This is a genomic window from Streptomyces sp. NPDC093089, assembly GCF_044754405.1.
In the GTDB taxonomy this organism is placed as follows: Bacteria; Actinomycetota; Actinomycetes; order Streptomycetales; family Streptomycetaceae; genus Streptomyces.
On sequence record NZ_JBIVPA010000017.1, the window covers coordinates 101,785 to 122,120 of the forward strand.

At 71.7% G+C, this 20,336-nt stretch carries 17 protein-coding genes; 10 read left to right on the forward strand and 7 right to left on the reverse strand.

Annotated elements, in window-relative coordinates; translation table 11 throughout:
* The first annotated feature begins 3 nt into the window (after nt 1–3).
* Nucleotides 4–1,965: a galactose oxidase-like domain-containing protein gene (locus ACIQFX_RS33215; protein ID WP_402470902.1), complete on the forward strand. Its 1,962-nt coding sequence runs from the start codon at nt 4–6 to the stop codon at nt 1,963–1,965.
* Nucleotides 1,966–1,978: 13 nt separating this feature from the next.
* On the opposite strand, the gene ACIQFX_RS33220 is transcribed toward ACIQFX_RS33215, so the two are convergent.
* Entirely contained in the window at nt 1,979–2,995 is a 1,017-nt protein-coding gene (locus ACIQFX_RS33220; protein ID WP_402471006.1) for a glycoside hydrolase family 6 protein, read from the reverse strand.
* A gap of 56 nt (nt 2,996–3,051) precedes the next feature.
* A complete protein-coding gene (locus tag ACIQFX_RS33225) occupies nt 3,052–4,044 on the reverse strand; it encodes a DUF5937 family protein (protein ID WP_402470905.1) in 993 nt (330 codons plus the stop codon).
* A gap of 72 nt (nt 4,045–4,116) precedes the next feature.
* Between ACIQFX_RS33225 and ACIQFX_RS33230 the strand changes: the two genes are divergently transcribed.
* The 4 genes from ACIQFX_RS33230 (at nt 4,117) to ACIQFX_RS33245 (ending at nt 8,161) form a co-directional block, all read left to right on the forward strand.
* Nucleotides 4,117–5,493 carry an MFS transporter gene (locus ACIQFX_RS33230; RefSeq protein WP_402470907.1) on the forward strand — a complete coding sequence of 459 codons (1,377 nt, stop codon included), beginning with the start codon at nt 4,117–4,119 and terminating at the stop codon, nt 5,491–5,493.
* 9 nt (nt 5,494–5,502) lie between these two features.
* The gene (locus ACIQFX_RS33235) at nt 5,503–6,012 is read left to right on the forward strand and encodes a MarR family winged helix-turn-helix transcriptional regulator (protein ID WP_402470910.1); all 510 of its coding nucleotides are present in this window, start codon (nt 5,503–5,505) and stop codon (nt 6,010–6,012) included.
* Between the two features lie 44 nt (nt 6,013–6,056).
* Nucleotides 6,057–6,389: a DUF3817 domain-containing protein gene (locus tag ACIQFX_RS33240; RefSeq protein WP_402470912.1), complete on the forward strand. Its 333-nt coding sequence runs from the start codon at nt 6,057–6,059 to the stop codon at nt 6,387–6,389.
* A gap of 71 nt (nt 6,390–6,460) precedes the next feature.
* Complete coding sequence (locus ACIQFX_RS33245; protein WP_402470914.1) at nt 6,461–8,161, forward strand: methylmalonyl-CoA mutase; 1,701 nt, start codon at nt 6,461–6,463, stop codon at nt 8,159–8,161.
* Between the two features lie 66 nt (nt 8,162–8,227).
* Here the strand turns inward: ACIQFX_RS33245 and ACIQFX_RS33250 are convergent, their stop codons facing one another.
* Nucleotides 8,228–8,638 (reverse strand): PPOX class F420-dependent oxidoreductase, encoded by a 411-nt coding sequence (locus ACIQFX_RS33250; RefSeq protein WP_402470917.1) that lies wholly within the window; start codon nt 8,636–8,638, stop codon nt 8,228–8,230.
* 44 nt (nt 8,639–8,682) lie between these two features.
* A complete protein-coding gene (locus ACIQFX_RS33255) occupies nt 8,683–9,315 on the reverse strand; it encodes a TetR/AcrR family transcriptional regulator (protein ID WP_402470920.1) in 633 nt (210 codons plus the stop codon).
* A 298-nt stretch (nt 9,316–9,613) separates the two neighbouring features.
* Here ACIQFX_RS33255 and ACIQFX_RS33260 point away from each other — a divergent pair, with 298 nt between their 5' ends.
* From ACIQFX_RS33260 to ACIQFX_RS33275, 4 genes are all read left to right on the forward strand, one after another.
* Nucleotides 9,614–10,579 (forward strand): tetratricopeptide repeat protein, encoded by a 966-nt coding sequence (locus ACIQFX_RS33260; RefSeq protein ID WP_402470922.1) that lies wholly within the window; start codon nt 9,614–9,616, stop codon nt 10,577–10,579.
* A 601-nt stretch (nt 10,580–11,180) separates the two neighbouring features.
* Complete coding sequence (locus ACIQFX_RS33265) at nt 11,181–11,843, forward strand: DUF6230 family protein (RefSeq protein ID WP_402470924.1); 663 nt, start codon at nt 11,181–11,183, stop codon at nt 11,841–11,843.
* A gap of 103 nt (nt 11,844–11,946) precedes the next feature.
* Entirely contained in the window at nt 11,947–12,498 is a 552-nt protein-coding gene (locus ACIQFX_RS33270; RefSeq protein ID WP_402470927.1) for a DUF6114 domain-containing protein, read from the forward strand.
* Nucleotides 12,488–13,771: a hypothetical protein gene (locus ACIQFX_RS33275; RefSeq protein WP_402470930.1), complete on the forward strand. Its 1,284-nt coding sequence runs from the start codon at nt 12,488–12,490 to the stop codon at nt 13,769–13,771. Before ACIQFX_RS33270 ends, ACIQFX_RS33275 begins: the two co-directional genes overlap by 11 nt.
* Before the next feature lie 70 nt (nt 13,772–13,841).
* On the opposite strand, the gene pyk is transcribed toward ACIQFX_RS33275, so the two are convergent.
* The 3 genes from pyk to pta form a co-directional block, all read right to left on the reverse strand.
* Nucleotides 13,842–15,272: a pyruvate kinase gene (gene pyk / locus ACIQFX_RS33280; protein WP_402470933.1), complete on the reverse strand. Its 1,431-nt coding sequence runs from the start codon at nt 15,270–15,272 to the stop codon at nt 13,842–13,844.
* An 82-nt stretch (nt 15,273–15,354) separates the two neighbouring features.
* Nucleotides 15,355–16,605 (reverse strand): acetate kinase, encoded by a 1,251-nt coding sequence (locus tag ACIQFX_RS33285; RefSeq protein ID WP_402470935.1) that lies wholly within the window; start codon nt 16,603–16,605, stop codon nt 15,355–15,357.
* A complete protein-coding gene (gene pta, locus ACIQFX_RS33290) occupies nt 16,602–18,692 on the reverse strand; it encodes a phosphate acetyltransferase (RefSeq protein WP_402470937.1) in 2,091 nt (696 codons plus the stop codon). The genes ACIQFX_RS33285 and pta overlap by 4 nt, the downstream gene beginning before the upstream one ends.
* A 299-nt stretch (nt 18,693–18,991) precedes the next feature.
* On the opposite strand from pta, the gene ACIQFX_RS33295 reads away from it, so the two are divergent.
* Entirely contained in the window at nt 18,992–20,017 is a 1,026-nt protein-coding gene (locus ACIQFX_RS33295; protein WP_402470940.1) for an ATP-dependent 6-phosphofructokinase, read from the forward strand.
* Nucleotides 20,018–20,336: the final 319 nt, after the last annotated feature.

Consider the following 20,336-nt stretch of genomic DNA (forward strand, 5'->3'; position numbering starts at 1 on the left):
ACCATGTCCTACCGGCCGTCGAAGAAGTTCAAGAAGACCCTGCTCGGCAGCGCGGCCGTCCTTCTCCTCGCGGCGCTCAACGCCCCCGCCGCCGTCTCCTTCGCGGAGGAGAAGTACCACGCCTACAAGATCGCCCAGCCCGAGTACATGCGGCGGTTCGGCTCCTGGGACGAGGTCGCCGTCCCCGCCCCGTACCGCGTCAACGCCATCCACGCGGCGCTCCTGCACACCGGCAAGGTGCTGCTGATCGCCGGCTCCGGCAACAGCCAGAAGAACTTCGACGCCGGGACCTTCGAGTCCGTCCTCTGGGACCCGGCGCAGAACACCTTCAAGAAGATCCCCACCCCCGAGGACTTCTTCTGCTCCGGCCACTCCCAGCTCCCCGACGGGCGGCTGCTCGTCGCCGGCGGCACCGCCCGCTACGAGATCCTCGACGGCGAGGTGAAGAAGGCCGGCGGCGGCATGCGGGTCAAGAACGAGAGCCCCGACAAGGCGGTCACCCTCAAGAAGGGCACCGTCTTCCGCTCCCCGTCCGGGGTCGAGTACGTCTCCAAGTTCGACGTCACCGTCCCCAAGGCCAAGCGCGAGTTCGAGATCTCCTACTTCAAGAGCGGCCAGATGAAGCCGTGGGAGACCAAGGTGACCGCCGCCGAGGCGCGCGTCTTCGTCGAGGCGCGCAAGGAGGGCCCGCAGGCCCTCACCACCGAGGCCGCGCAGTACGAGATCGTCGGCCTCAAGGGCGAGGCCGCCGACAACGTCTACGGCATCGCGCAGAAGCTCACCACCGAGAAGCAGGACTTCCAGGGCATCAAGGGCGCCTACGAGTTCGACCCCAAGGCGGAGAAGTACATCCCGGTCGCCCCCATGAAGGACGCCCGCTGGTACCCCACCCTCGTCACCCTCGCCGACGGCCGGGTCCTCGCCGTCTCCGGGCTCAACGACGTCGGCGACGTCGTCCCCGGCGACAACGAGTACTACGACCCCGAGACCAAGAAGTGGTCCAAGGGCCCCTTCCGCTACTTCCCCACCTACCCCTCCCTCTTCCTCACCAAGGGCGGCAAGCTCCTCTACACCGGCTCCAACGCCGGCTACGGCCCCGCCGAGAAGGGCCGCGAACCCGGCATCTGGGACCTGGAGAAGAACTCCTTCACCAAGCTCGGCGGCCTCACCCGGCCCGACCAGCTGGAGACCTCCGCCTCCCTGCTGCTGCCGCCCGCCCAGGCCCAGAAGGTCATGGTCCTCGGCGGCGGCGGGGTCGGCGAGTCCGCCAAGTCCACCGCCCGCACCTCCATCGTCGACCTCTCGAAGGACAGCCCCGCCTTCGCCGACGGCCCCCCGCTCCCGCAGGGCACCCGCTACCTCAGCAGCGTCCTGATGCCCGACGACTCCGTCTTCACCACCGGCGGCTCCGGGGACTACCGGGGCCGCAGCGGCAGCGACATCCTCAAGGCCCAGTTCTACGACCCGAAGAGCAACGCCTTCACCGAGGCCGCCGAACCCACCGTCGGCCGCAACTACCACTCCGAGGCGCTGCTGCTCCCCGACGGCCGGGTCGCCACCTTCGGCTCCGACCCGCTCTTCGACGACAAGGACAACACCAAGCTCGGCACCTTCGAGCAGCGCATCGAGGTCTTCACCCCTCCCTACCTCCACCGGGCGGGCGCCGACCGGCCCGCCCTGGGGGAGGGGGCACCGGAACTCGACCAGAACGGCCGCGCCACCTTCAAGACGAAGGACGCGGACCGGATCGTCACGGCCCGGCTCATGCGGCCGAGCGCCGTCACCCACACCACGGACGTCGAACAGCGCTCGATCGAGGTCGGCCTGACGAGGAGCCAGGACCGGATGACCGTCACCGTCGACGTGCCGCAGGACCGGACCCTCGTCCCGCCCGGCTGGTACATGCTCTTCGTCGCCGACCGCGACGGCATCCCGTCCGAGGCGAAGTGGATCCAGGTGAAGTAGGGGGACCGGAAAGCTAGGACTTCGCCCGGCGGGCGAGGCCCAGGGCGTAGTCGGGCCACCAGGTCCCGGCGGCCGGGCCGCCCCGGCACTGGCCGTCCGAGTCGCCGGGCCGCTTGACCCACAGGTAGGCGTCGACCAGATCGTCCCCGGTCCGGTCCGTCGGCGGCACGCCGAGGGACCGGCCCGGCGGATTGCACCAGGCCTCCTCCCGGTCGCCCGGGAGGGGGCCGTCGCCGTTCCGGCTCGTGTCCACCGTGAAGTGGACGCCGCCGAGCAGCCCCGAGAGCGTGGCGCCGAAACCCCGCACGACGTCGTTCCGCTGGAAGTTGGACACGTTCAGGGAGAAGCCGTCCGCGCGGGCGACCCCCGCCCGGCGCAGCGGCTCCACCAGCTTGCCCGGTTCGTCGATCCAGGCCGGATTGCCCGCGTCCAGGTACACCCGGGTGCGCGGCTGCCGCTTCAGCCGCTCGATCGCCCCGGCGAGGAGCTCGTAGCGCTCGTCGTGGTACTGGGCCGGGGTGCAGCCGTCCACGACGTGCGGCACCGCGTCCGGTTCGAGGACGACGATCGCGGAGGCCTCCCCGATCGCCGTCGCGAAGGCGTCCACCCAGTTCCGGTACGCCTGCGCGTCGTGCGAGCCACCCGCCGAGTACATCCCGCAGTCGCGGTGCGGGATGTTGTACGCGACGAACACGGCCGTACGCTTCTCGGCCGCCGCGCCCCGGACCGCACGCGTGATCTCCGGTACGGGATCGTCGCCGGCCGGCCAGTCCGCGACCGGCCGGTCCGCGATCCGCTTCAGGATCCGGGCGTCCTCGGTCCTGCCCTGCGCCTCGTACTGGCGCACCTGCCTGGCCGCGTCGCTGTCCGGGTCCACCCAGAACGGGGAGCCCGACGAGGGGGCCGCGGCCTCGCCGCGCGTGGACGGCGGGCCGACCGGTCCCGTCGGCGGCCCGTCCTCGCCGCACCCGCCCAGGAACAGCGCGGAGACGAGGGCCAGGGCGGCGGCGGTGGCGGTGCGGCGGGACATCCGGCCCCCAGGGTCGGGTACGCGACGGGACATACCGCTTCATCGTGACATGACGGTCACTTCGCGTCCGGCTGCGACACCGCGATCCCCAGCGGGGTCCGCTCGTACAGCACCTGGTGCCCGTAGCGCCGGGAGGACAGCAGCCCCGCGTCCCGCAGCACCGAGAGATGGGACGAGACCGACGACGGCGCCCTGCCGAGCAGGTGCGCGAGCGCCGTCGTCCCCATCGGCTCGTCGAGGGCGCACAGCACGTCCGCCCGCACCGGCCCGAGCAGCCGGGCCAGCGCCTCCGGCGTACGGCCCCCCGGCTCGGACCACAGCCCGCCGATCCCGCGCGCCGGATACGCCACCGTCGGCTGCCACGGCGGATCGAAGCCGCTCACCACGTCGGGCCAGGTGAACACCGACGGCACCAGCACGAGACCCTGCCCGCCCAGCGGGCGCACGTGCTCACCGGGATAGGCGACCCTCAGCGTCGCCGTCTCCGCCGCCCAGTCGAAGGCCGGATGCAGCTCCCCCAGGAGCCGTTCGAGCCCGCCCTCCGCGAGCCGCCGCGAGTGGTGCGCCACGTCCGCCTCCAGGAGCGCCCGCAGCCGGGGCCAGTCGGGCTCGATCAGCGCCTCCCACGCGGCCCGCAGCAGATCGGCGAGCCGCTCCACCGCACCGGCCGGATCGGCGAGCATCCGCCGCCCCTCCGCCGACTCCGCCGCCCCCGGCGTCTCGGCCAGCGCCCGCTCGAAGTCGACCAGGGCCAGCGCGGGGTCCGTCGCCCGCACCGCGGCGATCTCCTCGTCGAACGACGCCGCGGGACCCAGCGGCGGCGGATAGAGCGAGTCGGGACTGTGCCCCCTGTGCGGCATCAGCAGGTGCAGCGGCGCCAGGTCGAGCCCCCGCGCGGCGCCGGCGATCCGCCGCATCCACGGCAGGTGGTACCCCTGCTTCGCGGGCCGGGCGAGGACGCGCACGGCCGAGTGCGTCTCCCACAGCGGCGAGATCGCGAACCGGATCCGCAGCGGATCCGCCTCCCCGAAATGCAGGTGGTACGGCACGGAACCTCCCCGGACATTCGGCTGGAGCCGAAAGTCTAGGGCGCGGTCCCCGCGCCCGGCACGCTGCCCTCCATGCCCACGAACGACACCCGGCCGCCGGAACCGGCACCCCCGCACACCCCCGCACCCGCGCCCGACCCCGCCCCGAAGGAGGCCGCTCCCGCGCCCGCCGGGACCGCCGCGCCCGCCGAGTCCGCGGAGCCCGCCGCGTCGGCCTCGCCCGCCGGGGCCGCCGCGAGTCCCGGCTACCGCGCGGTCTTCGCCGTCCGCGAGTTCCGGTTCGTCTTCGTGGCCCACCTGTTCTCGCTGGTCGGCGTCGTCGTCAGCGAACTCGCGCTGACCGTCCTCGTCTACGACCTGACCCGCTCCCCGCTCCTCTCCTCGCTCACCTTCGCGCTCGGGTTCCTGCCCTACCTCGTCGGCGGCACGCTGCTCGCCGGACTCGCCGACCGGCTGCCGCCCCGGCGGATCCTCGTCGTCTGCGACCTCGTCTGCGCCGCCTGCGTCGCCGCGATGGTCGTCCCGGCGACCCCCGTCGCCGTCCTGCTCGTGCTGCGCTGCGCCATCGCCGTCGTCTCGCCCGTCTTCAACGGCACCCGGATGGCGACCCTCGCCGACATCCTCGGCGAGGGCGACCTCTTCGTCCTCGGCCGCTCCCTGCTGCGGATCGTCTCGCAGAGCGCCCTCCTCACCGGCTTCGCCGTCGGCGGCGTCCTGCTCACCGCCGTACCGCCGCGCGGCGCCCTCGCCGTCACCGCCACCACCTTCGTCGTCTCCGCGCTGCTGCTCCGCCTCGGCACCGTCCGCCGTCCCGCCCGGGCCGCCGCGGAGACCCGCGGCGGGCTCGCCGGCACCTGGGACGTGCTGCGGAACCGGCGGGTGCGCGCCCTGATGCTGATGTTCTGGGTGCCGCCGCTCTTCGCCGTCGTGCCCGAGGCGCTCGCCGCCCCCTACGCCGACGAGATCGGCGTCTCCACCGCCGCGCTCGGCCTGCTCATGTGCGCGCTGCCCGTCGGCACCATCGCGGGCGAGCTCCTCGCCGGATCGTTCCTCAGCGCGGCGGCACGCTCCCGGATCGTCCTGCCGCTCGCCGTCGCCAGCGTCGTGCCGTACCTCCTCTACGCCCCCGAGCCGGGCCTCGCCCTCGCGGCCCTCGCGCTCTTCCTGGCCGGCGCCACCGGCGCGTACACCCTCGGCCTCGACGCCTGGTTCGTCGCCGCCGTCCCCGAGGAGCAGCGGGGGAGGGCGATGACCCTGATGACGGCGGGCATGATGACCGTCCAGGGCGTCGGCATGGCCGGCGCCGGGATCGCGGCCGAGTTCGCGTCCGTCCACGCGGTCGTCGCGGGCGCGGGAGTGCTCGGCACGATCGCGGTCCTCGCCGTGGTCGCCGAGCTGCGGGCGACCGAAGTTCGAGACGGGGCTGACCGGCATATGACCAGTCGGTAAGGTCGGTGCGTGCCGAAGCCGCTCAGTCTCCCCTTCGACCCCATCGCCCGCGCCGACGAACTCTGGCAGAAGCGCTGGGGCCCGGTCCCCTCGATGGCCGCGATCACCTCGATCATGCGCGCCCACCAGATCCTCCTCGCGGAGGTCGACGCCGTCGTCAAGCCGTACGGACTGACCTTCGCGCGCTACGAGGCCCTGGTGCTGCTCACCTTCTCCAAGGCCGGGGAGCTGCCGATGTCCAAGATCGGCGAGCGGCTGATGGTCCACCCCACCTCGGTGACGAACACCGTCGACCGCCTCGTGAAGTCCGGCCTCGTCGCCAAGCGCCCCAACCCCAACGACGGCCGCGGCACCCTCGCCTCCATCACCGACAAGGGCCGCGAGGTCGTCGAGTCCGCCACCCGCGACCTGATGGACATGGACTTCGGCCTCGGCGCCTACGACGCCGAGGAGTGCGCCGAGATCTTCGCCATGCTCCGCCCCCTGCGCGTCGCGGCGGACGACTTCGAGGAGAGGTAGCCCCGCGCGAAGATCGACCGGAACGTGCCGTTACGCTCGACGGCATGAAATCCAGCGTGCTGACCCGCTACCGCGTCATGGCGTACGTGACCGCCGTCATGCTCCTCGTGCTCTGCACGTGCATGGTCTTCAAGTACGGGTTCGACATGGGCGAGGACGTGACCTTCGCGGTCTCCCAGGCCCACGGCGTCCTCTACATCATCTACCTGGTCTTCGCCTTCGACCTGGGCTCCAAGGCCAAGTGGCCGTTCGGGAAGCTGCTCTGGGTGCTGCTGTCCGGAACGATCCCGCTGGCCGCCTTCTTCGTCGAGCGCAAGATCGTCGCCGAGACGCTTCCGCTGGTCAGCGGCGCGCGGCCGGAGCCGGTCAAGGCCTGACCCCCGCCTCCGCACGCATGTGCGGAGGTTTGCCGTCGACATTTACTAGGACGTCCTAGTAAATTCGAAGCATGGACGCTGACGCCATCGAGGAAGGCCGCCGTCGCTGGCAGGCCCGTTACGACAAGGCCCGCAAGCGGGACGCCGACTTCACCACGCTCTCCGGGGACGAGGTGGAGCCCGTGTACGGGCCCCGCCCCGGCGACACCTACGAGGGGTTCGAACGCATCGGCTGGCCCGGTGAGTACCCCTTCACCCGGGGGCTGCACCCGACCGGCTACCGCGGCCGGACCTGGACCATCCGCCAGTTCGCCGGCTTCGGCAACGCCGAGCAGACCAACGAGCGGTACAAGATGATCCTGGAGGCCGGCGGCGGCGGCCTCTCCGTCGCCTTCGACATGCCCACCCTCATGGGCCGCGACTCCGACGACCCCCGCGCCCTCGGCGAGGTCGGCCACTGCGGTGTCGCCATCGACTCCGCCGCCGACATGGAGGTCCTCTTCAAGGACATCCCGCTCGGCGACGTCACCACCTCGATGACGATCTCCGGCCCGGCCGTCCCGGTCTTCTGCATGTACCTCGTGGCGGCCGAGCGCCAGGGCGTCGACCCGGCCGTCCTCAACGGCACGCTCCAGACCGACATCTTCAAGGAGTACATCGCGCAGAAGGAGTGGCTCTTCGAGCCCGAGCCCCATCTGCGCCTCATCGGCGACCTGATGGAGCACTGCGCGCAGGGCATCCCCGCGTACAAGCCGCTCTCCGTCTCCGGCTACCACATCCGCGAGGCCGGGGCGACGGCCGCGCAGGAGCTCGCCTACACGCTCGCCGACGGCTTCGGCTACGTCGAGCTGGGCCTCAGCCGCGGCCTCGACGTGGACGTCTTCGCCCCCGGCCTCTCCTTCTTCTTCGACGCGCACCTCGACTTCTTCGAGGAGATCGCCAAGTTCCGCGCCGCCCGCCGGATCTGGGCCCGCTGGATGAAGGAGGTCTACGGCGCCAAGACCGACAAGGCCCAGTGGCTCCGCTTCCACACCCAGACCGCCGGTGTCTCCCTCACCGCGCAGCAGCCGTACAACAACGTCGTGCGGACCGCGGTCGAGGCCCTCTCCGCCGTCCTCGGCGGCACCAACTCCCTCCACACCAACGCCCTCGACGAGACCCTCGCGCTCCCCAGCGCGCAGGCCGCCGAGATCGCGCTCCGCACCCAGCAGGTGCTGATGGAGGAGACCGGCGTCGCCAACGTGGCCGACCCGCTGGGCGGCTCCTGGTACGTCGAGCAGCTCACCGACCGCATCGAGGCCGACGCCGAGAAGATCTTCGACCAGATCAAGGAGCGCGGCCGCCGCGCCCACCCGGACGGCCGGCACCCGATCGGCCCGATCACCTCCGGCATCCTGCGCGGCATCGAGGACGGCTGGTTCACCGGCGAGATCGCCGAGTCCGCCTTCCAGTACCAGCGGTCCCTGGAGAAGGGCGACAAGCGGGTCGTCGGCGTCAACGTGCACCACGGCTCCGTCACCGGCGACCTGGAGATCCTCCGCGTCAGCCACGAGGTCGAGTGGGAGCAGGTCCGCGTCCTCGGCGAGCGCAAGGAGCGCCGCGACGACGCCAAGGTCCGCGCCTCGCTCGACGCGATGCTGGCCGCGGCCCGGGACGGCTCGAACATGATCGCCCCGATGCTGGAGGCCGTACGCGCCGAGGCCACGCTCGGCGAGATCTGCGACGCCCTCCGCGACGAGTGGGGCGTCTACACGGAGCCCCCGGGCTTCTGACGGCCGCGTCCGACACGGCGGGGGCGGTACGGGAGGTCCCGTACCGCCCCCGCCGTACGGGGTGACCTACTTCGCGGCCGTGCCGAGGACGTTCGTCGGGGTGATCCGGACGACCACCCGAACCTCCTCCGGCGGCAGCTCCCGGTACTCCTGCCCGGCGCCCTCGCCCTCGTACTGCTCGGCGAGCGCCACCGCGAGCGCCCGACCGGCGTCCTCGGCGACCGTGGCCGTACCCCGTATCTCGGCATAGCGGAGCGGGTCGTGGCGGTCGTGGACGGTCAGGCTGACCCGGGCGTCGGACCGGATGTTCTTGATCTTCCGGCGGCCGTCCTGGCTGGAGATCAGGAGGTCGTCGCCGTCGCGGCCCACCCACACCACCGAGGTCTGGGGAGAGCCGTCGGGCTGGATGGTGGCCAGTACGGCCGGGTTGACGTCGTCGAGCAGTGCGCGGACGGAGTCCGTGAGTGGGGTCGTCACGGCTGCCACGGTAGAGGGTGACGGGTGGGCCGCGCCCGCCACTTTCAGCCCTGGGCCGCCACCGCGCCCAGGCCGCCGACGAGGAGGGCGGAGAGGCGGGCCACCCATGCCTCGTCGACGGGTTCGGCGCTGACCAGGGCGCGGTGGACGACCGCGCCCGCGATGACGTCGAAGATCAGGTCGTCGGTGGCGTCCGTGGCCACCGGGTCGCGGTGCGCCGGGAGTTCGCCGCGCTGCTGCGCCCGCATGCGGCCGGCCAGGACGAGGCGCTTCTGGCGTTCGACGATCGAGGCGCGGATGCGTTCGCGCAGCGGTGCGTCGCGGGTGGACTCGGCGACCACGGCCATCAGGGCGGTCTTGGTCTCGGGGCGTTCGAGGAGCGCCGCGAACTGGAGGACGACGTGCTCGATGTCGGCCTGGAGGGAACCCAGGTCGGGCAGTTCGAGTTCGTCGAAGAGGACGGCGACGGCGTCCACCACGAGTTCGTTCTTGTTGGCCCAGCGGCGGTAGAGGGTCGTCTTCGCCACCCCGGCACGGACGGCGACGTCCCCCATCGTGAGCTTGGACCAGCCCAGTTCGACCAGAGCGGCCCGGGTCGCCTCCAGGATGGCCGTGTCGGCCTCGGTGGAGCGGGGGCGCCCGGTACGGCTGCTGCGGGGCTTGGTGCGGCTACACATGGAAGCCGACCATACCCGCCGGTAGGTATCGCGCCAGGGGTGCGCCGTGTGAGGCAGTTCACCCGGTGGATCGCGCCCCGGCCCTCCCGCCGGCTCCCGCCCCGGAGATACGCTACGACCTGTAGCGAAAGGCATTGAGCGGCCTGAGCGACAACCACGGCGCCGGGTGGGGACCCGGCGCGAACCGAAGACGAAGAACCGTGTCGTCCACGCGTCTCGCAACCGGCGGGAGGCGTGCGGACGGCACGGTTCAGCCATGGCTTACCGGTTACGCGCGCGGAGGGGGGAGGATGTACTCATGCAGCCCCGAAACATGTCCATGAGCGGCGTCGTCGACCTCGCCGCGGTGAAGGCGGCCGGAGAGGCCAAGGCGAAGGCGGAGCAGGTGCGCGCCGAAGCCGCCCGGCAGGGTGGCACCCCCGCGGTGTCCCCCTCCGCCCTGGTGATCGACGTCGACGAGGCGGGCTTCGAGCACGATGTGCTCCAGCGATCCGCCGAGGTCCCGGTCGTCCTCGACTTCTGGGCCGAGTGGTGCGAGCCGTGCAAGCAGCTCGGCCCCCTCCTGGAGCGGCTGGCCGTCGAGTACAACGGCCGGTTCCTGCTCGCGAAGATCGACGTCGACGCCAACCAGATGCTGATGCAGCAGTTCGGCATCCAGGGAATTCCGGCCGTTTTCGCGGTGGTCGCCGGTCAGGCGCTGCCGCTCTTCCAGGGTGCGGTGCCCGAGGCCCAGATCCGGGAGACCCTCGACCAGCTGATCCAGATCGGCGAGGAGCGCTTCGGCCTCACCGGCATCGTCGTGGACGCGGACGCCGACGACTCGGCCCCCGCCGCGCGGCCCGCCGGCCCGTACGACGTGCTCCTGGAGGCGGCCATGTCCGCGCTCGACGCGGGCGACCTCGCCGGGGCCGTCCAGGCGTACAAGAACGTGCTCGCCGACGACCCGGCGCACCCCGAGGCCAAGCTCGGCCTGGCCCAGGCCGAACTGCTCCAGCGGGTGCAGGGCCTGGACGCGGGTGTCGTCCGCAAGAACGCCGCCGACAACCCGGCCGACGTGGCCGCGCAGATCGCCGCCGCCGACCTCGATCTGGTGGGCGGTCACGTGCAGGACGCCTTCGGGCGTCTGGTGGAGACCGTGCGCCGCACGGCCGGCGAGGACCGGGACGCGGCGCGGCTGCGGCTCCTGGAGCTGTTCGAGGTGATCGGCGCCGACGACCCGCGCGTGACGGCGGGCCGCCAGGCCCTCGCCCGCGTGCTGTTCTGAGGCCTTTTCCGCCCCGGCGCAGGGCGCCGAATCGTCCGGCGATTTGGCGACAGAGCGACAGACAGCGGCCGCGCTTTACCAAAACTTGGTAATCGCGGCCGCTGTTACTTGTAGTAAATCGAATCCCTGATTCTGTCCGTATTCATCCGGCGATCTGCCGATATCGGCGGTCGCGCGGCCGCACCCTGAGTGCCCGTTCGGCGCCGCCCCGCCATCGCCCGGTTATCCACCCGTTACTAGCGAGTAACGAACCCCCTTGTGCGGGGGCCCGGAATGGACCACGATCGGCGACGCTCGGTCCGAACCGCACCACCCCGGCAAACCAACCGGGAAAGCGGCGAAGGTCCCCACCGGGCGGACCGGTGCCCTGCACCGGTCGTGGACAGGGGGGTTCCCGATCTCACCGAACGGGGCCTGTCCAATCAGGTCACGCGAAAAGCGTGCCCATGGTTGTCGCTCGGGGGTGATCGCCGGTGATTCGGACGCGCAGCGCGCCGTTTGATGCCTCGGCGCTCTCCTTCCCGAGGACGTAGCTCTTCTCCCATCCCAGGACGGGCCCCTGGCCCTTCCGGAGATGTACGTCCGAGAAGGAGGAATTCTCATGAAGTCCCAGGTTCGTGGCGGAACCAGGTGGAAGCGGTTCGCCGTCGTCATGGTCCCGAGCGTGGCCGCGACGGCCGCGATCGGCGTCGGTCTCGCCCAGGGTGCGCTCGCCGCGTCGTTCGCGATCTCCGGCCAGGAGTTCAAGGTCTCGACCGACAAGCTCGAAGGCACCGAGTTCGTCCAGTACGGCAGCATCGCCAAGGGCAAGAAGCTGGACGGCACGCCGTTCGCCGCCCCGGTCGCGGTCTCCGGCTTCGACACCGCCAAGATCACCAACATGTGCCAGTCCGTCGTGACCCCGGTTCCGGGTCTCGGCGACATCACCCTCCGCCTGGAGGCCGGCACCGAGGGCGCGTCCAACCCCGACAAGCGGGTCGACGCGAAGGAGCTGTACCTCGACGTCTCGTACCTCGAGGCCGACGCCGAGTTCAAGCAGATCGACATCGGCGTCGCGGCCGGCTCCCTTCCGAAGTACAAGGAAGGCCAGGGCATCCAGCCCAACACCCAGGCCAACGAGAACGGCTTCGGGCAGCGCGCCGACAGCGTCACGCTGACCAAGGTCAAGCAGAAGGCGTGGGCCACCACGGCCGCCACCTTCAAGCTCCCCGACCTGAACCTGTCCCTGCACCGGGGCACGGCGAAGGAGTGCTTCCAGGGCTGATCCGGCCCGGGGTGCGGGCCGCTCCGGCGGCCCGCACCCGCTCCGGGGCACGTCCCCGCCTCGTACCTCTTCTCAGCAACACCGCTTCCAGGGAGCTGTTTCCATGAGCGCCGAGACCCCTGCCTCCCACGGAGTCCCCGAGCAGGACAACCGGTTCAAGGTCTGGCGGCAGACCCGGCCCTTCTGGGCGGGCCTGTTCACCATCCTCGGTGGTCTGCCGATCGCCTACCTCCCCTACGGGGACATGAGGCTCGGCAACATCACCATGGCGATGAAGACGACCGCCGGATCCGGCGCGCTGATCATCGGCGTCCTGCTGATCACGCTCGGCCTGACGATGTGGTACCAGCCCGTCGTCCGGGTCTTCGCGGGCGTCGCGACGATCGTGCTGGGACTGGTCTCCATTCCCGTGTCGAACTTCGGCGGTCTCGTCATCGGATTCCTGCTCGCCCTCGTCGGTGGCGGCATGTCCATCGCCTGGGCGCCCGCGCCGCCGGTCGAAGAGGCCCTCCCCACCGAGGACGACGGCGAGCCGGAGGCATCCGCCGAGACCGAGGCCCTGTACGCCGCCGGCGTCCCCGAGCAGCGCGAGGCGGAGCACCACCTGACCGAAACGACGACCGACGCCAACGGCGGGAGGAACAGTGCGGGGTGACGAGACTCAGTCGGCGCTCGCGAAGGGGGGACCGCGGCACGCGGCCCCGCGCAAGACGCTGCTGAACAGGATCCAGGGCCCGGCGGGCAAGGCGATGGCGCTGGCCGCCATGCCGACCGCGGTGCTCGTGGGCATGGGCCTCGCGCCCAGCCCTGCCCTCGCCGACGAGAAGGACATCCCCTTCGCCCCCGGCCCCTGCGTGACCCGCTCCGACGAGCCGACGCCGGAGGCCACGGAGACCGCGAAGCCGACCGAGACCGCGAAGCCGACGGCCACCCCCTCGGCCACGCCCTCCGGCAGCCCCTCCACCACCGCCACGCCGACGCCGACCGCGACGGCCACCGGGCAGGCGGCCGCACCGCAGGCGCGGGAGCGGGCCGAGGGCGGCGCGCCGGCCGCGACGCCGAGCGCCGCGCCCACCCCGAGCGCCACGCCCACGCCGACGAAGTCGACGAACCCGCTCGACCCGCTGGGCCTGGGCGACGCCCTCAAGGACCTCTTCGACGGCCCGGAACCGAAGCCGTCGGCCACCCCCACGACGGCGGCGCCGACGACCCAGGCCCCGGTCCGCCCGGCGGCCGACGACACCCCGGCCACCACCGCGCCGACTCCGGCGGCCACCGCCCCCACCGCGGCGAAGCCCGCCGCGGACCCGGCGGCCGACGAGACGAAGGACGCGATCCGCAAGGCGGCCCGGAAGGCCGGCGTCGAGACCTCGGAGCTGTCGGAGAAGGCCAAGGGCCTCGACGTCACGGCGGACGAGGACATACCCGAGGGCGCCAAGCCCCGCTTCCCGTGCCCCGAGCGCGACGACGCGGCCCTCGCCGCCGCCGACCTGGAGCCCGGCATCGCCCTGCTCCCGGACGAGCCGTGGCGCCTGGAGAGCTCGCTGCTCACCCTCAAGGGCCTCAAGTACCACGGCATCGTCGAGGTGAAGACCTACGGCGGCAAGATCAAGAAGGTCCTGAAGTTCACCGCCACCGGCGTGGACATCAAGGACCTGCACCAGATGACGGACCACGCCGCGGGAGTGGCGCACGTCCGGTCCCTCAAGGGCTCGACGTCGACCATCACCGACGGCACGGTGACGATGTACACGGAGGAGCTCAAGGGCAACCTCCTCGGCATCATCCCGATCACCTTCGGCCCCGAGTCCCCGCCCCCGCTCGACCTCCCGTACGTCTTCTTCACCAACGTGAAGCTCAAGCAGGCCGGCCAGTTCGGCGGCACGCTCCGCGTCGAGGGCCTCCGCAACACGGTCGAGGCGAGCTGACCCCCGTACCACTCCGGGAGCCGCACACGGCGAAGCCCCCGTCCGCACCGGACGGGGGCTTCGCCGTGCCTCAGGCGGTCTCGGCGCCGCCGAGGTGGTGGACGCGGACCATGTTGGTGGTGCCGGGGACGCCGGGGGGCGAACCGGCGGTGATGACCATGGTGTCACCGGCGTTGTAGCGCTGGAGCTTGAGGAGCTCGGCGTCGACGAGGTCGACCATGGCGTCCGTGGTCTCCACGAACGGGACGAGGAAGGACTCGACGCCCCAGCTCAGGGTGAGCTGGTTGCGGGTGCCCTCGTCGGTGGTGAAGGCGAGGATCTGCTGCTGCGTGCGGTAGCGGGAGAGGCGGCGGGCCGTGTCGCCGGACTGGGTGAAGGCGACCAGCGCCTTGCCGTCCAGGAAGTCGGCGATCTCGCAGGCCGCGCGGGCGACGGAGCCGCCCTGGGTGCGCGGCTTCTTGCCCGGGACCAGGGGCTGCAGGCCCTTGGAGAGGAGCTCCTCCTCGGCCGCGGCGACGATCTTCGACATCGTCTTCACGGTCTCGATCGGGTAGGCGCCGACCGAGGACTCGGCCGACAGCATGACCGCGTCCGCGCCGTCCAGGATCGCGTTGGCGACGTCGCTCGCCTCGGCGCGGGTCGGACGGGAGTTGGTGATCATCGACTCCATCATCTGGGTCGCGACGATGACCGGCTTGGCGTTGCGGCGGCACATCTCCACCAGGCGCTTCTGCACCATCGGGACCCGCTCCAGCGGGTACTCCACGGCGAGGTCGCCACGGGCCACCATGACCGCGTCGAAGGCCGCGACGACGGCCTCCATGTTCTCGACCGCCTGCGGCTTCTCGACCTTGGCGATGACGGGGACCCGGCGGCCCTCCTCGTCCATCACCTTGTGGACGTCCTTGACGTCGTTCGCGTCGCGGACGAAGGAGAGCGCGACCATGTCGCAGCCCATCCGCAGGGCGAAGCGGAGGTCGTCGACGTCCTTCTCCGACAGGGCGGGCACGTTGACGGCAGCGCCGGGCAGGTTGATGCCCTTGTGGTCGGAGACGACACCGCCCTCGATGACGATGGTCCGGACGCGCGGGCCGTCGACCTCGGTGACCCGGAGCTCGACGTTGCCGTCGTTGATGAGGACCTGGTCGCCCTTGGAGACGTCGCCGGGCAGACCCTTGTAGGTGGTGCCGCAGATCGACTTGTCGCCGGGGACGTCGTCGGTGGTGATGGTGAACTCGTCACCGCGCACCAGCTCGACCGGTCCCTCGGCGAAGGTCTCGAGGCGGATCTTGGGGCCCTGGAGGTCGGCGAGGACGCCGACGGCGCGCCCGGTGTCCGCGGAGACCTGCCGGACGCGGTCGTACCGCTCCTGGTGCTCTGCCTGGGATCCGTGGCTGAAGTTGAATCGGGCCACGTTCATGCCGGCCTCGATGAGAGCCTTCAGCTGCTCATACGAGTCGACGGCGGGGCCCAGCGTGCAGACGATTTTGGAACGGCGCATGAGGCGGATCCTATCGGTTTGTTTCACTGCGGAATATTCCGTCTGGCGGAAAGTACAAATGGGCGCGGGCCCGCTCAGGCGTTCACTCGTTCGAGCGCTCGGTGCCGTGAACGAGCGCGTAGCTCTGGCGCGCGATCTCCAGCTCCTCGTCCGTCGGCACCACGGCCACGACCACCCGCGCGTAGTTCGGCGAGATGATCCGCGCCTCGTCGGAACGCACGGAGTTGAGGTCCGCGTCCACCGCGAGCCCGAGCTCCTCCAGACCCGCGATCGCAGCCTCCCGCACCGGGGCCGCGTTCTCGCCGACCCCCGCCGTGAACGCCACCGCGTCCACCCGGCCGAGCACCGCGTAGTACGCGCCGATGTACTTCTTCAGACGGTGGATGTACACGTCGAAGGCGAGCGCCGCCCGCTCGTCGCCCTCGTCGACGCGCCGCCGGATCTCCCGCATGTCGTTGTCGCCGCACAGCCCCACCAGGCCGGACTTCTTGTTCAGCAGCACGTCGATCTCGTCCACCGACATGCCCGCCACCCGCTTCAGGTGGAAGGTGACCGCCGGATCGACGTCGCCCGAGCGGGTGCCCATCACCAGGCCTTCGAGGGGCGTCAGGCCCATCGAGGTGTCCACGCAGCGACCGCCCGCCACCGCCGAGGCGGACGCGCCGTTCCCCAGGTGCAGCACGATCACGTTCACCTCCTCCGGCGCCTTCCCGAGCAGCTTCGCCGTCTCGCGCGAGACGTACGCGTGCGACGTGCCGTGGAACCCGTACCGCCGGATCCGGTGCGCGTCGGCGGTCTCCCGGTCGATCGCGTACCGGGCCGCCGCCTCCGGCATCGTCGTGTGGAACGCGGTGTCGAAGACCGCCACCTGCGGCAGGTCGGGCCGCAGCGCCATCGCCGTACGGATGCCGGTGAGGTTCGCCGGATTGTGCAGCGGCGCCACCGGCACCAGCCGCTCGATCTCCGCGAGCACCTCGTCGTCGATCACCGTCGGCTCGGTGAACCGCAGCCCGCCGTGCACCACGCGGTGGCCGATCGCGGCCAGTTCGGGGGAGTCCAGGCCGAGCCCGTCCGCCGCCAGCTCCTCCGAGACCGCCTTCAGCGCGGCCGCGTGGTCCGCGATCGGACCGGTCGTCTCGCGCTTCTCGCCGCCCCCGCCCTGGAGCGGCGTGTGCACGAGCCGCGAGGTCGCCTCGCCGATCCGCTCGACGAGCCCCTGGGCGAGGCGGCTGTCGTCACCCATGTCGAGCAGCTGGTACTTCAGCGACGAGGAACCGGAGTTGAGGACGAGGACACGGGTGGGCGCGCTCGCGGGAGACGGCTGGTCGGTCATGCGGGGAGCTCCTGACCCTGGGAGGGGACCTGGGACTGGATCGCCGTGATGGCGACCGTGTTGACGATGTCGCTGACGAGCGCGCCCCGCGAGAGGTCGTTCACGGGCTTGCGCAGGCCCTGGAGCACCGGGCCGACGGCCACGGCGCCGGCCGAGCGCTGCACGGCCTTGTAGGTGTTGTTGCCGGTGTTGAGGTCCGGGAAGATCAGCACGGACGCCTGCCCGGCCACCTCCGAATCCGGCAGCTTCGTCGCCGCCACGGACGGCTCGACGGCGGCGTCGTACTGGATCGGCCCCTCGATCCGCAGCTCCGGATGGGCCTCGCGGACCAGCTTGGTGGCCTCCCGCACCTTGTCGACGTCCGCGCCCGAACCGGAGGTGCCCGTCGAGTACGAGAGCATCGCGATCCGCGGCTCCACACCGAAGCGGGCCGCGGTGGCCGCCGACTGGGCCGCGATGTCCGCGAGCTGCTCGGCGTTCGGGTCCGGGTTGACCGCGCAGTCGCCGTACACGAGGACCTTGTCGGCCAGGCACATGAAGAACACCGAGGAGACGATCGAGGCGTCCGGCTTCGTCTTGATGATCTCGAACGCCGGGCGGATCGTCGCCGCCGTCGAGTGCACCGAACCGGACACCATGCCGTCGGCCAGACCCTCCTGGACCATCAGCGTGCCGAAGTAGTTGACGTCCGAGACGACGTCGTAGGCGAGCTCGACGGTGACGCCCTTGTGGGCCCGGAGCGTCGCGTACTTCTCCGCGAACGAGTCGCGCAGCTCCGAGGTCTGCGGGTCGATCAGCTGCGTGTCGCCCAGCTCCACGCTCAGGTCGGCGGCCTTCTTGCGGATGGCCTCCACGTCACCGAGGAGCGTCAGGTCGCACACGTCCCGGCGGATCAGGACGTCGGCGGCGCGCAGCACCCGCTCCTCGGTGCCCTCGGGGAGCACGACCCGGCGCCGGTCGGCCCGCGCCTGTTCGAGGAGTTCGTGCTCGAACATCATCGGCGTGACCCGGCCGCTGCGGGCGACCGAGATCCGCTTGAGCAGGTCGGCGGTGTCGACGTGCCGCTCGAACAGGCCGAGGGCCGTCTCCGCCTTGCGCGGGGTGGCGGCGTTCAGCTTGCCTTCGAGGGAGAAGAGCTCGGCCGCCGTCGGGAAGCTGTTGCCGGGGACCGAGATGACCGGGGTGCCGGGCGCGAGGCGGGCCGCCAGGGTCAGGATCTCCTCGCCGGGCCGCTCGTCGAGGGTGAGCAGCACACCGGCGATCGGCGGGGTGCCCGCCGAGTGCGCGGCGAGCGCGCCGACCACCAGGTCGGCCCGGTCCCCGGGGGTGACGACGAGGCAGCCGGGCGTCAGCGCCTTGAGGAAGTTCGGCAGCATCGCGCCGCCGAACACGAAGTCCAGGGCGTCGCGCGCGAGGCCCGCGTCGTCGCCGAGGACGACGGAGGCGCCGAGCGCGTGGGTGATCTGGGCGACGGTGGGCGCGGCGAGCGCCGGCTCGTCCGGCAGGACGTAGCAGGGCACGGGGACCCGGGTCGCGAGCCGCTCCAGCGCCTCGAGGTCCTCGGCGGCCACCCGGTTGACGACCATCGCGAGCACGTCGCAGCCCAGCCCGTCGTACGCCCGGAAGGCGTTGCGCGCCTCGGCCCGTACGGACTCCGCCGACTGGCCCTTGGCGCCGACCACCGGTATGACGGAGGCGCCGAACTCGTTGGCGAGGCGCGCGTTGAGCGCGAGCTCGTCCGGGAGCTGCGTGGCGGCGAAGTCGGTGCCGAGGACCAGGACGACCTCGTAGTCGCGGGTGACCGCGTGGAACCGGTCGACCAGCTCGGACACCAGCGCGTCGGTGCCCCGCTCGGCCTGGAGCGCGGACGCCTCGTGGTAGTCCATGCCGTAGACCGTCGCCGGGTCCTGCGAGAGCCGGTAGCGGGCGCGCAGCAGGTCGAAGAGCCGGTCGGGACCGTCGTGCACCAGCGGCCGGAACACCCCCACCCGGTCCACCTGGCGGGTGAGGAGCTCCATGACTCCCAGCTCGACGACCTGGCGGCCGTCACCGCGGTCGATCCCGGTCACGTACACGCTGCGCGTCACGCCGTGGTCTCCTGTCCAGTCCTGCGGAAGGGCCGAGCGGTGCCTCGCGGCACTCCGCGGCCCGTGCGTCAATCGACAGTGCTCAGAAAGCCCCGATAGGGCGGCATTACCCCCTTGACAATACCTCCGCCGATGGTTACGTCGCCCGCCGGGCGAAGGGCCCGAAGCCCGGGACGAAAGGCCTTCCGAAGGCTGCCCGGAGGGACGCGCGGAAGGGCGACGAGCACGGCCCTCAGGTCCGCCGTGTGAGAATTGCCGAGGCTCACCACGGACCGCGACCGAGCAGGAGACACAGCACGATGCGCATCGGAGTTCTCACCGCAGGCGGCGACTGCCCCGGCCTGAACGCAGTGATCCGGTCGGTCGTGCACCGGGCGCTGACCGGCCACGACGACGAAGTCATCGGCTTCGAGGACGGGTTCAAGGGCCTCCTCGACGGTCACTACCGCCCCCTCGACCTCAACGCCGTCAGCGGCATCCTGGCCCGCGGCGGCACCATCCTCGGCTCGGCCCGCCTGGAGCGGAACCGGCTCCGCGAAGCCGCCGAGTCCGCCCCCGACCTGGCCCGCCAGTACGGCATCGACGTCCTCATCCCCATCGGCGGCGAAGGCACCCTGACCGCCGCCCGGATGCTCTCCGACGCCGGCATGCCCGTCGTCGGCGTCCCGAAGACCATCGACAACGACATCTCCTCCACCGACCGCACCTTCGGCTTCGACACCGCCGTCGGCGTCGCCACCGAGGCCATGGACCGCCTCAAGACCACCGCCGAGTCCCACCAGCGGGTGATGGTCGTCGAGGTGATGGGCCGCCACGCCGGCTGGATCGCCCTGGAGTCCGGCATGGCCGGCGGCGCCCACGGCATCTGCCTGCCCGAGCGCCCCTTCGAGGTCGACGACCTCGTCAAGATGGTCGAGGAGCGCTTCGCCCGCGGCAAGAAGTTCGCCGTCATCTGCGTCGCCGAGGGCGCGCACCCGGCCGAGGGCTCGATGGAGTACGCGAAGGGCGAGATCGACCAGTTCGGCCACGAGCGCTTCCAGGGCATCGGCAACCAGCTCGCCGTCGAGCTGGAGCGGCGCCTCGGCAAGGAGGCCCGCCCCGTCATCCTCGGCCACGTCCAGCGCGGCGGCACGCCGACCGCGTACGACCGGGTGCTCGCCACCCGCTTCGGCTGGCACGCGGTCGAGGCCGCCCACCGCGGCGACTTCGGCCGCATGACGGCCCTGCGCGGCACGAACGTCGAGATGGTTCCCCTGGCCGAGGCCGTCACCCAGCTCAAGACGGTCCCCGCGGACCGCATGCGCGAGGCCGAGTCGGTCTTCTGACGGGCGGGTTCGGAGGGGCGGGGCGGCGGGCCGGTCCGGTGAGGCGTCCGGCGGGGGCCTGCGGTGAGGGCCCGCGGTGGGGACCACCGCTCGGGTCCACCGGCCGGACTTGCGGTCGCGCCCTGTGGCCGGGTCCTGAGGTCGGCTCCTGCGGCCGGGTCCTGAGGTCGGCTCCTGCGGCCGGGTCCTGAGGTGGGCTCCTGTGGCCCGGCCCGTCGGGACCTCCGTCCCGAGCCGTCCCGGATCCGGACCGGGACCCCGACATCCGAGAGTGGCCCCGACCGTCCCCCGTGGACGGTCGGGGCCACTCGGCTGTCCT